Genomic DNA, 15289 nt, shown 5'->3' on the forward strand with positions numbered 1-15289 from the left:
GGGGACGGGTTAGGGGTGCGACAGGGGTAGGTCGCCGCCACGGCCCTCGGAAGACTTGTGCCGTTACGGCGAGCGAGGTCTACGCCGCGGATGGGGAGTCTCGCCGAGCGGACGGATGGTGACATGCTTCGGAGCGACCTGGTCCAGCCGTTGCCCGGTCTGCTGAGGGCGCACGCGGAGGAGTTCGGGGACCGGGTCGCGTTCCGCGACGACCGCCGCGCGGTCCGGTACGCCGAGCTGGCGGCGCGTACCGCCCGGCTGGCCGGGCACCTGGCGGCGGCGGGGGTGGGCCGGGGCGAGCGGGTCGCGTTCTGCCTGGGCAACCGGGTGGAGACGGTCGAGACCTGGCTGGCGGTCACCCGGGCCGCCGCGGTCGGCGTACCCCTGAACCCGCGCTGCACCGACGCGGAGCTGGCGCACCTGCTGGACGACTCCGGCGCGGTGCTGGTCGTCACCGACCCGGAACACCTCGACCAGCTGCTGCGGCTGCGCGCCGACCGACCCGCCCTGCGCCTCTGGGTCACCGGCGACGGCGTGCCCGGCGACGGCGTGGCCGCCTGGGGCGAGCTGGTCGACACCGACCCGGGCGTGGCGGCCCGGGACGACCTGGGCCTCGACGAGGTCGCCTGGATGCTCTACACCTCGGGCACGACGGGCCGGCCCAAGGGCGTGCTCTCCACGCAGCGCACCTGCCTGTGGTCGGTCGCGTCCTGCTACGTGCCGATCCCCGGCCTCACCGGCGACGACCGGGTCGTGTGGCCGCTGCCGCTGTTCCACAGCCTGTCCCACATCGGCTGCGTGCTCAGCGTCACCGCGGTCGGCGCGAGCGCCCGGCTCGTCGACGGCTTCTCCGCCGACGACGTGCTGGCCGCCGTCGCCGAGGACTCCGCGACGGTGCTGGCCGGGGTGCCCGCCATGTACCACCACCTGGTCACCGCCGCCCGCAGCACCGGCTTCCGCGCCCCCGACCTGCGGGTGTGCCTGGTCGGCGGGGCGATCACCACGGGGGCGCTGCGTCGGACGTTCGAGGAGGTCTTCGACGCGCCGCTGCTCGACGCGTACGGCAGCACCGAGACCTGCGGGTCGATCGCGATCACCCGGCCGGACCGGCCCCGGGTCGAGGGCTCCTGCGGGCAGCCCGTGCCCGGCGTCGAGGTGCGTCTGGTCAGCCCGCAGACCGGGGTGGACGTCCCGGTCGGCGGCGAGGGCGAGGTGTGGGTACGCGGCCCGAGCGTCATGCTCGGCTACCACGGCCTGCCGGAGGTGACCGCCGCCGCGCTGCGCGACGGCTGGTACCGCACCGGGGACCTGGCTCGCCGCGACGCCGACGGCAACCTCTTCGTCACCGGCCGGCACCAGGAGCTGATCATCCGGGGCGGGGAGAAGATCCACCCCGCCGAGGTGGAGGAGGCGCTGCGGTCGGTGCCCGGCGTCGCCGACGTGGCGGTCACCGGCCGCCCGCACGAGGTGCTCGGCGAGGTGCCGGTGGCGTTCGTCGTCCCCGGCCCCGACGGGTTCGACCCCGCCGCCGCGTACGCGGCCTGCCGGGAGCGGCTGTCCTACTACAAGGTCCCCGACGCGCTGTACGAGATCGACCAGGTGCCCCGCACCGCGTCCGGCAAGGTCACCCGCCGGCTGCTGCTGGCCCGGCCGGCCCGGCTGCGCGCCGTCAACGGGGGACACCACGAGGCGCTGAGCCGGGTCACCTGGCAGCCGCTGGACCTGGCCGCCGCCGCAGCGGAGACCAGCGCCGACCCCGCCGCCGCCGACCCCGCCCACGGGCCGCGCCGCTGGGCGGTCATCGGGCCGGGCGGCGCGGCCCTCGTCGAGGCGCTGGCCGTGGCGTCGGCGGGCGACGTGTTCCGGGCGTACCCCGATCTCGCCGCCCTCGACGACGACCCGGACGCGCCCGACGTGGCGCTGCTGCCGGCCGGCGTCGCCGACCCGCCGGACCTCGCCGGGCGGCTGGGCGACCTGCTCGCCGACGCCCGGTACGCCGGCACCCGGCTGGCGCTGCTGACCACCGGTGCCGTCGACGCGTCCACTCCTGACCGGCCCGACGACCCCGACCTGGTGCCGGCGGCCGTGGCGGCGTGGGCGTGGGGGCGTTGCCTGCGCGCCGCGTACCCGGACCGGGTCGTGCTTGTCGACCGGGACGCCGACGACCTGTCGCTGGCCCTGGTGCCGGCGGCCGTGGCCGCTGGTGTCGCGCAGGTCGCGCTGCGCGCCGGCGCGGCCCGGCACCCGGCTCTCGGCCCGGCCCCCGCCCGCGCGCCCCGCCTGCCGGCGACGGTGGTCGACCCGGCCGCCCCGGCGGTGGTGACCGGGGTCGACGGGCCGACCGGTGCGGCGCTGGCCCGGCACCTGGTCGCCGCGCACGGCGCCCGCCGGCTGCGGCTGGCACCCGCCGGTCCGCCCGGCGACGCCGCCCTGCGGCGACTCGTCGCGGACCTCACCGCCGCGGGCGCGACGGTGACCCCGCTGGACGCCGACGCCGACGCCGGTTCCGCGCCCGCCGACACCGGTTCCGCGCCCGCCGACACCGCGTTCGCCGCGTCCGCCGACACCCACGCCGGTTCCGCGCCCGCCGACGCCGGTTCTGGTCCCGACGCCGGGCCGGTCGGTGCGGTCCTGCTCTGCCCCTCCGCCGCCGACCTCGCCGACGACGCCGCCGTCGCCGCGCTGCTGGCCTCCGCCGAGGCGCTCGACGCCCGGACCCGGCACGCCGCCGCCACGGCGTTCACCGTCGCCGTCCCGGCGGCCCTGCTGCTCGGCGCGCCCGGCCGGGAGCGGGCGGCGGCGGCCGTCGCGGCCCTGCACGCCCTCGTCGCCCGCCGCCGCGCGGCGGGCCTGCCCGCCCGGCTGATCGGCACGACCGACCCGGCCCTGTCCGCGCAGCCGGCCGATCCGGCCGGACCCGCGCCGTCGGCCGACCTGGCCGGATCCGCGCAGCCGGCCGGTCCCACCGCGCCGCCGCACGCGGGCGACGCCGCCGGCCCGGCGGGCGGGACCGCCGCCGACCTGGCCGCCTTCGACGTCGCCCACGACGGCGACGACCCCGTGCTGCTCGCCGTGCCGGCCGACGCGCCCCACCCCGCCTGGCGGCCCCCCGCCCGCCCGGCCGGCGAGGCCGGCGACGCGACCGACGCCGCCGAGCTGCGCCGTCGGCTCGCCGGCCTGACCACCGCCGAGGGCGACCGGCTCCTGCTCGACCTGGTCCGCGCCGCCACCGCCGACGTCGCCGGCCTGCCCGGCCCGGCCGCCGTCCGCCCCGGCCGCGCGTTCAAGGAGCTGGGCTTCACCTCCGTCGGCGCGGTCGCCCTGCGCGACCGGCTGGCCCGGGCCACCGGGGTACGGCTGTCCGCCACGGCCGCGTTCGACCACCCGAGCCCGGACGCCCTCGCCCGGCACGTCGCCGCCCGGCTGCGCGGCGGCCCGGACGCCCCCGTCGCCCCGGCCGGGTCGGCCACCGCGCCCGACGCCGACGATCCCGTGGTCATCGTCGCGATGGCCTGCCGCCTGCCCGGCGGTGTGGGCTCCCCGCAGGAGCTGTGGGACCTGGTCGTCGAGGGTCGGGAGGGGCTCACCGGGTTCCCCACCGACCGGGGCTGGGACCTGGCGCACCTGTTCTCCGACGACCCCGACGCCCCCGGCACCTCGTACGTGCGCGTCGGCGGGTTCCTGCCCGACGCGGCGGACTTCGACGCCACCCTGTTCTCGATCAGCCCCCGCGAGGCCCTGGCCATGGACCCGCAGCAGCGGCTGCTGCTGGAAACCTCGTGGGAGCTGTTCGAGCGCGCCGGCATCGACCCCACCTCGCTGCGGGGCAGCGCCACCGGCGTCTTCACCGGCGTCATGCACCACGACTACGCCGCCAACCTGCGCCAGGCCCCGCCCGGCACCGAGGGCTACCTGGGCGTCGGCACCGCCGGCAGCGTGGTCTCCGGCCGCGTCGCGTACGCGCTGGGCCTGGAGGGGCCGGCGGTCACCGTGGACACCGCCTGCTCGTCGTCGCTGGTGGCGCTGCACCTGGCCGCCCAGGCGCTGCGCGCCGGGGACTGCGACCTCGCGGTCGCCGGCGGCGTGGCGGTGATGGGCACCCCGCAGGCGTTCGTCGAGTTCAGCCGGCAGCGCGGGCTCGCCCCCGACGGCCGGTGCAAGGCGTTCGCCGACGCCGCCGACGGCACGGGCTGGTCCGAGGGCGTCGCCGTGCTGCTGCTGGAACGCCGCTCCGCCGCCCGCCGCAACGGCCACCCGGTGCTCGCCGTGCTGCGCGGCAGCGCCGTCAACTCCGACGGGGCGTCCAACGGGCTGACCGCCCCCAACGGCCCGGCCCAGGAACGGGTCATCCGCCGCGCCCTCGCCAACGCCGGGCTCACCGGAGCCGACGTGGACGCCGTCGAGGCGCACGGCACCGGCACCCGGCTCGGCGACCCGATCGAGGCGCAGGCGCTGCTGGCCACGTACGGGGCGGGGCGCGGCGACGCCGAGCCGCTGCGGCTGGGCTCGCTGAAGTCGAACCTCGGCCACACCCAGGCCGCCGCCGGGGCCGCCGGGGTGATCAAGATGGTGCTCGCCATGCGGCACGGCACGCTGCCGGCGACCCTGCACGTGGACGCCCCGACGTCCGAGGTGGACTGGGCCGGCGGCGCGGTGGAGCTGCTCACCGAGGCGCGCCCGTGGCCGGCGGTGGACCGGCCGAGGCGGGCCGGCATCTCGTCGTTCGGCATCAGCGGCACCAACGCCCACGTCGTCATCGAGGCGGCCCCCGCCACCGACGAGGAGACCGCCGCCCCGGGGCCCGCCGTCGACGCCGCCCGTCGCGGGCCGGTGCCGTGGCCGCTGTCCGCCGCCACCGGCGAGGCGCTGCGCGACCAGGCGGCCCGCCTGCTCGCCTGGCTCGACGGCCCCGGCGCGGACGCCGACCCCGCCGACGTCGGACACGCCCTGGCCACCACCCGCGCCGCCCTGGAGCACCGGGCCGTGGTGCTGGCCGGCGACCCGGCCGCCGCCCGCGCCGGGCTGACCGCGCTGACCCGGGGCGAGGCGGAACCCGACCCGGCCGCCGTGCTGACCGGCCGCGTCGTCGACGGCCGGCTCGGCCTGCTCTTCGGCGGGCAGGGTGGCCAGCGCCCCCGGATGGGCCGCGGGCTGCGGGCCGCGTACCCGGTCTTCGCGGAGGCGTTCGACGCCGCCTGCGCCGAGCTGGACCGCTGCCTCGCCGGGCACGCCCCGCACCCCGTGGCCGACGTGGTCGCCGCCGCCGACGGCAGCGACCTCGCCGCCCGGCTCGACGACACCCTCTACACCCAGCCGGCCCTGTTCGCCTTCGAGGTGGCCCTCTACCGGCTGCTGGAGTCCTGGGGCGTCCGCCCCGACGCGCTGCTCGGCCACTCCGTCGGCGAGCTGGCTGCCGCGCACGTCGCCGGGGTGTTCTCCCTCGCCGACGCGGCGGCGCTGGTGGCCGCCCGCGCCCGGCTGATGCAGCAGCTCCCCGACGGCGGCGCGATGGTCGCCGTGGAGGCCGACGAGGCAGAGGTGGCCGCCCACCTCACCGACCGGGTCGGGCTGGCCGCCGTCAACGGGCCGCGCAGCGTCGTCCTCTCCGGCGACACCGACGCGGTCCTGGCCGCCGCCGCGACCCTGCGCGCCGCCGGCCGGCGCACCAGCCGGCTGCGGGTGTCGCACGCGTTCCACTCGCCGCGCATGGAGCCGATGCTCGACGCGTTCCGCGCCGTGGCCGCCGGCCTCACCTACCGCACCCCGCACCTGCCCGTGGTGTCCAACGTGACCGGTCGGCCGGTCGACCCGGCCCGGCTCTGCTCGCCGGAGCACTGGGTGGAGCACGTGCGCGGCACCGTCCGCTTCCTCGACGGGATGCGCGCCCTGCGCGGGCTGGGGGCCACCACGTTCCTGGAGGTCGGCCCCGGCGGGGTGCTCACCGCGATGGCCCAGGACTGCCTCGCCGACGACACCGCCGACGAGCTGGCCTTCGTGCCCGCCGTGCGGACCGTCGACGGCGAACCGGACGCGCTGGTCGCCGCCGTCGCCCGGCTGCACGTGCGCGGCGTCGCCGTGGACCCCGCCGCCGTCGCCGGCCCCGGGCCGCGCCGCCGGGTCGACCTGCCCACCTACGCGTTCCAGCGCCGGCACTACTGGCTGCCGTACTCGGCGGTGGCCGGCGGGCCCGCCGACGTGGGGCTGGCCGACGCCGGGCACCCGCTGCTCGGCGCGGTGCTGCCCGTCGCCGGCACCGGCCAGGTCGTCTGCACCGGCCGGGTCGCCGCCGCCACCCACCCGTGGCTCGTCGCGCCCGACGCCGACGGGCCGGCGCTGCTGCCCGCCACCGCCCTGCTGGACCTGTTCGCGCACCTCGGCGTGCTGCTCGACCTGCCCACCGTCGAGCGGCTGCGCGTCCCCGCGCCGGTGCCGCTGCCCGCCGGCCTCTCCGTCGACGTGCAGGTCACCGTCGACGCGCCCGACGAGCACCCGCGCCGGGTGGCCCGCTGCCACGTGCGCGCCGCCGACGGCCAGCCGTGGCGGGAGGTCGCCGAGGCCGTCCTCGCCCCCGCCGACCACCAGCCCGCAGCCGCCGCGCCGGCGGTGTGGCCGCCCACCGGGGCCCGGCCCGTCGACCTGGACACCCCGCAGCGGCGGGCGCTCGCCGGCGCGCTGGCCCGGGCCGCGTGGGTCGCGGGGGACCGGCTCTGCGTCGACGTACGCCTGCCGGAGGACGCCCGGGACGCCGACGCCGAGCGGTACGCGGTGCACCCGCTGGTGCTGGACGCGGCCCTGCGCCTGCTCCCGCTCGCCGGCTTCGCCCCCGCCGCCGGGGCGGGCCGGCCGACCGCGACCGACTGGGCGGGGGTGCGGGTGCACGCCACCGGCGCGCACGCCCTGCGGGTCGTGCTCGCCCCCGCCGGGGCGGACGCGGTCACCCTCTCCGCCGTCGACGACGCCGGTGCCCCCGTGCTCGACGCGGAGCGGGTGGTGCTGCGCGCCGTGGCCGCCCCGGCCCCCGACGGCCCGGCCCCCGCCCCCGTCGCCCCCGCCGGCCTGTACGCCGTGGACTGGCTGCCCGCCGCCGCCCCGGCGACGCCGGTGCCGGCCTGGGCGCTCGCCGACGGCGCGCCGCCGGCCGGCCCGCTGCCGCCGCTGCTGGTGCTGCGGGTCGGCGACGGCGACCCGGCCGCCCCGGTGCCCGACCGGGCGCACGCCGCCGGCCTGGACACCCTCGGCGTGCTCCAGCGCTGGCTGGCCGACCCCCGCGCCGAGAGCACCCGGCTGGCGGTGGCCGTCCGCGACGGCGACCCCGCGCACGCGACCGTCGCCGGGCTGGTCCGCGTCGCCCAGGCCGAGCACCCCGACCGGTTCCTGCTGCTGCGCCTCGACGCGGCCGACGACACGGGGATCCGCACGGCCCTGGCCGCGGGCCCCGACGAGCCGGAGGTCGCCGTCCGCGACGGCCGGGCCCTGCTGCCCCGGCTGCGCCCCGTCGAGCCCCCGACCGCCGGCCCGCCGACCCCGGCCCCGACCGGCGGCACGCCCGCGCCCGCCGCAGGGCCGCTGCCGGCGACCGCTCCCGGCCCGCTGCCGGCGGCCGGCTTGACCGCTCCCGGTTCGCTGCCGGCGGGCCCGACCGCCGCCGGGCCGCTGCCCGCGCTGGCCGGCGGGACCGTCCTCGTCACCGGCGGCACCGGCGGGATCGGCCGGCACGTCGCCACCCACCTCGCCACCGTCCACGGAGTCGCCGAGCTGGTGCTGGTCAGCCGGACCGGCCGGCCCGCCGACTGGATGGACGCGCTCACCGCCGCCGGGACGACCGTGCGGGTCGTCGCCGCCGACGTCGCCGACCGGGCCGCCCTCGCCGCGGTGCTCGCCCCGCTCGCCGGCCGGCTCACCGCCGTCGTGCACGCCGCCGGGGCCACCGACGACGCACTGCTCACCGGCCTCGACGCCGCCCGCTGGGAGCGGGCCCTGCGGTCCAAGGTGCACGGCGCGTGGCACCTGCACGAGCTGACCGCCGGCCTCGACCTGGCCGCGTTCGTGCTGTTCTCCTCCGCGTCGGCCGTGTTCGGCAGCCCCGGGCAGGGCAACTACGCCGCCGGCAACGCGTTCCTCGACGCCCTCGCCGCGCACCGCCGCGCCCACGGCCTGCCCGCCACCGCCCTCGCCTGGGGCCTGTGGGCCACGCCGGAGGGGATGGCCGGCGCGCTCACCGCCGCCGACCTGGCCCGCCTCGCCCGGGGCGGCACCCGCCCCCTGGACACCGCCGCCGGCCTGGCCCTGTTCGACGCCGCCCTGCACGCCGACCGGCCCGCGCTGGTGCCGATCGGCCTGGACCTGGCCGCCGTCCGCGCCGCCGGGGAGGTGCCCGCCCTGCTGCGGGCCCTGCTGCCCCCGCCGCCGCGCCGGGCCGTCAACGCCGACCCCGCGCCCGCCTCCGCCGCCGGGTTCGCCGACCGGCTCGCCGGCCGCACCGAACCCGAACGGGCCGCCGCGCTGCTCGACCTGGTGCGCGCCCGGTGCGCCACCGTCGTCGGACACGCCGGCGGTGAGCAGATCGAGCCGCGCCGCCCGTTCAAGGACCTCGGCTTCGACTCGCTGATGGCCGTGGAGCTGAGCAACCGGCTCTCCGCCGCCACCGGCGTCCGGCTCGCCCCGCACGCCGTGTTCAACCATCCCACCCCGGAGCTGCTCGCCGCGCACCTGCACGCCCGGCTCCTCGGCACCACCGCCACCGAGGTCGCCGACGCCACCACCGTCGCCGCCGACGAACCCGTCGCCGTCGTCGCCATGGCCTGCCGGTTCCCCGGCGGCATCGGCTCGCCCGAGCAACTGTGGCGGCTGCTCGACGACGGCGGCGACGTCATCGGCGACCTGCCCACCGACCGGGGCTGGCCCGACCTGTACGACCCGGTACCCGGCACCCCCGGCCGCACCTACGTGCGTTCCGGCGGGTTCCTCGCCGGCATCGCCGACTTCGACGCCGCGTTCTTCGGCATCAGCCCCCGCGAGGCCCTGGCCATGGACCCGCAGCACCGGCTGCTGCTGGAGACCTCCTGGGAGGCCCTGGAACGCGCCGGCATCGACCCCGGGACCCTGCGCGGCAGCCGCACCGGCGTGTTCGCCGGCACCCACGGCCAGGACTACACCGACCGGATCGCCCCCGGCGTCGGCTCCGACGACGGGGAGACCACCGCCGACGAGGGGCACCTGCTCACCGGCACCGCCGCCAGCGTCCTGTCCGGGCGGGTCGCGTACGCCCTCGGGCTGGAGGGGCCCGCCGTCACCGTCGACACCGCCTGCTCGGCGTCGCTGGTCGCGCTGCACCTGGCCGCGCAGGCGCTGCGCGCCGGCGACTGCGACCTGGCCCTCGCGGGCGGCGTGTCGGTGCTGTCCAGCCCCGCCGGGCTCACCGGGTTCAGCCGCCAGCGGGGCCTCGCCGCCGACGGCCGGTGCAAGGCGTTCGCCGAGGACGCCGACGGGTTCGGCATGTCCGAGGGCGTCGGCGTGCTCGTCGTCGAACGCCTCTCCGACGCCCGCCGCCGCGGCCACCCCGTGCTCGCGCTGATCCGGGGCACCGCCGTCAACTCCGACGGGGCGTCCAACGGGCTGACCGCCCCCAACGGGCCCGCCCAGGAGCGGGTCATCCGGGCCGCGCTGGCCGCCGCCGGCCTCACCCCCGCCGACGTGGACGCCGTCGAGGCGCACGGCACCGGCACCCCGCTGGGCGACCCGATCGAGGCCGAGGCGATCCTCGCCACCTACGGCCAGCGCCCCGCCGACGCCCCGCCGCTGCTGCTCGGCTCCGTCAAGTCCAACCTCGGCCACACCCAGGCCGCCGCCGGCGTCGCCGGGGTGCTGAAGATGGTCCTCGCCATGCGGCACGGCGTCCTGCCCCGCACCCTGCACGCCCAGCGGCGCACCACCCGCGTCGACTGGGCCGCCGGCTCCGTGGAGCTGCTCACCGAGGCCCGCCCGTGGCCGCGCGCCGACCGGCCCGCCCGCGCCGGGATCTCCTCGTTCGGCATCAGCGGCACCAACGCCCACGTCGTCGTCGAGGCCGTCGCCGCCGAGCCCGAGCCGGTCGCCGGACCGCCCGCCGACCCCGCCGCCCTGCCGTGGCTGCTCTCCGCGCGCAGCGCCGACGCGCTGGCCGGGCAGGCCCGCCGGCTGCGCGACCACCTCGCCGAGCACCCCGACCAGCCGCACCGCGACGTGGCCTGGTCGCTGGCGACCACCCGGGCCGCGTTCGACTCTCGGGCCGTGGTCGTCGCCGCCGAACCCGACCGGGTCGCCGCCGCCCTCGACGCGCTCGCCGCCGGCCGCCCCCACCCCGACCTGGTACGCGGCGACGCCACCGCCGCCGGCAAGGCCGTGTTCGTCTTCCCCGGCCAGGGCTCCCAGTGGCCCGGCATGGGCCTCGACCTGCTCGACCAGGCACCCGTGTTCGCCGAGCGGATGGCCGCCTGCGACGCGGCCCTGCGCCCCCACCTGGGCTACTCGGTGCTCGACGTGCTGCGCCAGGCCCCCGGCGCGCCGAGCCTCGACCGGGTCGACGTGGTGCAGCCGGCCCTGTTCGCGACGATGGTGTCGCTGGCCGAGCTGTGGCGCTCCCACGGCGTGCGGCCCGCCGCCGTCGTCGGCCACTCGCAGGGCGAGATCGCCGCTGCCTGCGTCGCCGGGGTGCTCTCCCTGCCCGACGCGGCGCAGGTGGTGGCGCTGCGCAGCCGCGCCATCCGGGCCCTGGCCGGGCACGGGGCGATGGCGTCCGTGGCGCTGCCCGCCGAGGTGGTCCGCGACCGCATCGCCCGCCACGGCGACGCCGTCGCCGTCGCCGCCGTCAACGGGCCCGCCGCCGTCGTCGTCTCCGGCACGGAGGCCGCCGTCGAGGAGGTGCTCGCCGAGCTGGCTGCCGACGGGGCCCGGGTGCGCCGCATCGCCGTCGACTACGCCTCCCACTCCGCCCAGGTGGAACGGATCCGCGCCGACCTGGCCGCGGCGCTGGCCGGCATCACCCCCGGCCCGGCCGCCGTGCCGCTGTTCTCCACCACCGACCTGCGCTGGCTCGACGGGCCGGAGATGGGCCCCGACTACTGGTACCGCAACCTGCGCCAGCCCGTCGAGCTGCACCGGGCCGTGGCGGAGCTGGCCGCGCTCGGCCACGACACGTACGTCGAGTGCAGCCCCCACCCGGTGCTCACCGTCGGCATCGCCGAGACCCTCGCCGAGCACGAGGCCCCGCACGTCGTCGTCGGCTCCGTGCAACGCGACCAGGGCGACCGGGCCCGGTTCCTGCTCTCCGCCGCCCAGCTGCACGTGCGGGGCGTCGCCGTCGACTGGCGGCCCGCCCTGGCCGGGGGCCGGCGCGTCGACCTGCCCACCTACGCGTTCGACCACCGCCGCTACTGGCCCCGGCCCGTCACCGGCCCCGGCGACGTCGGCGCGGCCGGCCTCGACACCGCCGGGCACCCGCTGCTCGGCGCGTCCGTGGCGCTGGCCGAGGCGCGCGGGCACCTGTTCACCGGCCGGATCGCCGCCGGCGCGCCGGCGTGGCTGGCCGACCACCGGGTCGGCGAGACGGTGCTGGTGCCCGGCACCGGCCTGGTCGAGCTGTGCCTGCGGGCCGGCGACGAGGTCGGCTGCCCCGTCCTCGACGAGCTGGTCATCGAGGCCCCGCTCGCGCTGCCCGCCGCCGCACCCGGCCAGGGAACCGGCCCGTCCGACGCCGCCGGCACCCCCGGAACCGGGCACGCCGCCACCCAGGTGCAGCTCACCGTCGGCGCGCCCGACGACACCGGCCGCCGCCCCGTCGCCGTGCACTCCCGCCCCGCCGACGCCCCGCCCGGCACCCCGTGGACGCGGCACGCCAGCGCGACCCTCTCCGCCGCCCCGCCCGCCCCGCCCACCGGCCTCACCGCCTGGCCGCCGCCGCACGCCCGCCCCGCCGACCTCACCGGCTTCTACGCCGGGCTCGCCGCCGACGGCTACGCGTACGGGCCGGCGTTCCAGGGGCTGCGCGCCGTGTGGACCGGCGACGACGAGGTGTACGCCGAGGTGGAGCTGCCCGCCGGGCAGCGCGCCGACGCCGACCGGTACGGCCTGCACCCGGCCCTGCTCGACGCCGCCCTACACGCCGCGCACTTCGGCGGCATCGGCGACGCCGGCCCCGACCGGCTGCTGCTGCCGTTCGCCTGGAACGGCGTCGCCCTGTACGCCGCCGGGGCGTCCGCGCTGCGGGTCCGGCTCACCCGGGTCGCCCCGCACGCGATCGCGCTGACCGTCGCCGACGCCACCGGCGCGCCCGTGGCCGAGGTGGCGTCGCTGGCGATGCGCCCCATCTCCCGCGCCGAACTCGGCACCCGCGACGCCGCCGTCGACGACGCGCTGTTCCGCCTCGACTGGCAGCCCCTGGCCGCGCCGGAGACCCCCGCCCCGGCCCGCGTCGTCGCGCTCGGCCGGGCCGTCGGCGCGTTCCCGCACCACGCCGACCCGGCGGCGCTCGCCCGCGCCGTCGACGGCGGCGCGGCCCCGCCCGACGCCGTCCTCGCCCCGCTGGGCGGGGCCGACGCCCCCGTATCCGGCGTGCCCGGCGCGTCCCCGGGGGAGCCCGACCGGGCGCGGGCCGTCGCCGCCGAGGCGCTCGCCCTCGTCCAGGCGTGGCTGGCCGAACCCCGCTGGGCGGCCACCCCGCTGGTGCTGCTCACCCGGGGCGCGGTCGGCGTGCACAGCCCCGCCGAGGTCGACGACCCCGACGCCGCCACCGCCTGGGGGCTCGTCCGCACCGCCCAGTCCGAGCACCCCGACCGGTTCGTCCTGCTCGACGCCGACGCCCCGCCCACCGACGCCGAGCTGACCGCCGTCCTCGCCGCCGCGGAACCCCAGGTGGCGCTGCGCGCCGGCACCCCGTACGCCCCCCGGCTGGCCCGCCGCGTCGAGGCCGCGACGCTCACCCCGCCGGCCGGCGCGACCGCCTGGCGGCTCGACACCACGGCGCGCGGCAGCCTGGAGAACCTCACCCTCGCCCCCACCGACGCCGCCGACGCCCCCCTCGGCCCCCGCGACGTGCGGGTCCGGGTCCGCGCCGCCGGCCTCAACTTCCGCGACGTGCTCAACGCGCTCGGCCTCTACCCCGGCGACCCCGGCCCGCCCGGCGGCGAGGCGGCCGGCGTCGTCACCGAGGTCGGCGCGGACGTCACCGACCTGCGCCCCGGCGACCGCGTCCTCGGCGTCTTCGTCGGCTGCTTCGGCCCCGTCGCCGTCACCGACCGCCGGCTGCTCGCGCCGATGCCCGACGGCTGGACGTACGCCCAGGCCGCGTCCGTGCCGGTGGTGTTCCTCACCGCCTACCACGGGCTCGTCGACCTGGCCGGGCTGCGGGCCGGCGAGTCCGTGCTGGTGCACGCCGCCGCCGGTGGCGTCGGCATGGCGGCCGTGCAACTCGCCCGCCACCTCGGCGCGACCGTCTACGCCACCGCCAGCCCCGGCAAGTGGCCCGCCCTGCGCGCGATGGGCATCCCCGACAGCCACCTCGCGTCGTCGCGCACCCTCGACTTCGAACCGCACTTCCTCGCCACCAGCGGCGGGCGCGGCGTCGACGTCGTCCTTGACTCCCTCGCCCGGGAGTTCGTCGACGCCTCCCTGCGGCTGCTGCCCCGCGGCGGCCGGTTCGTCGAGATGGGCAAGACCGACCTGCGCGACCCCGGCCGCGTCGCCGCCGACCACCCCGGCGTCGCCTACCAGGCGTACGACCTGACCGCCGTCGACCCCGACCGGATCCAACGGATGCTCGTCGAGCTGATGGGCCTGTTCGCCGCCGGGGCGCTGACCCCGCTGCCGGTGCGCGCCTGGGACGTCCGGCAGGCCCCCGACGCGTTCCGCCACGTCCAGCAGGCCCGGCACGTCGGCAAGGTGGTGCTCACCGTGCCGGCCCCGTGGGACCCCGCCGGCACCGTCCTGCTCACCGGCGGCACCGGCCTGCTCGGCGGCCTCGTCGCCCGCCGCCTCGTCACCGGCCACGGCGTGCGGCACCTGCTGCTCGCCAGCCGGGGCGGCCCCGACGCGCCCGGCGTCGCCGAGCTGACCGCCGAGCTGACCGCCCTCGGCGCCACCGTCACCGTGGCCGCCGCCGACGTCGCCGACCGCGCCGCCGTGGCCCGGCTCGTCGCCGCCGTGCCCGCCGAGCGTCCGCTCACCGCCGTCGTGCACCTCGCCGGGGTCCTCGACGACGGCGTCGTCACCGCGCTCACCCCCGACCGCCTCGACACCGTCTTCGCGCCCAAGGTGGACGCCGCCCGGCACCTCGACGAGGCCACCCGCCACCTCGACCTCGCCGGGTTCGTGCTGTTCTCCTCCGGCGCCGGGGTGTTCGGCGTGCCCGGCCAGGGCAACTACGCCGCCGCCAACGCCTACCTCGACGCCCTCGCCACCCGGCGGCGCGGCGCGGGCCTGCCCGCCCAGTCGTACGCGTGGGGCCTGTGGGAACAGGCCAGCGCCATGACCGCGAAGCTGGACCGCGCCGACCCCCGGATCACCGCCCGCGACGGGCAGCTCGCCATCGGCACCGACCTGGGCATGGCGCTGTTCGACGCCGGGCTGGCCGCCCCCGAGGAACACCTCGTGCCGACCCGCGTCGACGTGACCGCCCTCGCCGGCCGGGCCACCGTGCCCGCGCTGATGCGCGGACTCGTCCGGCGCGTCCGCCCCCGCGCCCGCGCCGAGGCCGCCACCGGCGGCCGGGACCTCGCCGACCGGCTGCGCGCGCTCACCGCCGGCGAGCAGTCCGCCCTGCTGCTGGACCTGGTCCGCGCCGAGGCGGCCACCGTCCTCGGCCACGCCAGCCCCGACGCCGTCAAACCCGCCCAGGCGTTCAACGAGATCGGCTTCGACTCGCTGACCGCCGTCGAGCTGCGCAACCGGCTCACCGAGGCCACCGGGCACCGGCTGCCCGCCACCGCGATCTTCGACTACCCGGACCCGACCGCGCTGGCCGGCTTCCTGCGCGCCCAGCTCGTGCCCGACGGCGGCCAGGCCGCGCCGGCCATCCTCGCCGAGCTGGAGAACCTGGAGCGGTCCCTCGCCGAGACGGTCGTCGAGGCGGAGCTGCACACCCAGGTCGCGGCCCGGCTGGAGGTGCTGGTCGCCAAGTGGCGCACCATGCGCGGCGCGTCCGCCACCGATCACGACCTGGACCTGGACCTCGACCAGGCCAGCGACGACGAGATCTTCAGCCTGATCGACACGGAACTCGGGCTGTGACGCCCGACCGACGCGCGGACCCGGGGGG

The 15289-nt window shown here is 79.3% G+C and carries 1 protein-coding gene; it reads left to right on the forward strand.

The window, feature by feature from the left end; translation table 11 throughout:
* The first annotated feature begins 123 nt into the window (after positions 1-123).
* The gene (locus O7633_RS30515) at positions 124-15261 is read left to right on the forward strand and encodes a type I polyketide synthase (protein WP_282324860.1); all 15138 of its coding nucleotides are present in this window, start codon (positions 124-126) and stop codon (positions 15259-15261) included.
* Positions 15262-15289: the final 28 nt, after the last annotated feature.

This window comes from Micromonospora sp. WMMD712, from assembly GCF_029581295.1.
Classification (GTDB): Bacteria; Actinomycetota; Actinomycetes; order Mycobacteriales; family Micromonosporaceae; genus Micromonospora; species Micromonospora carbonacea.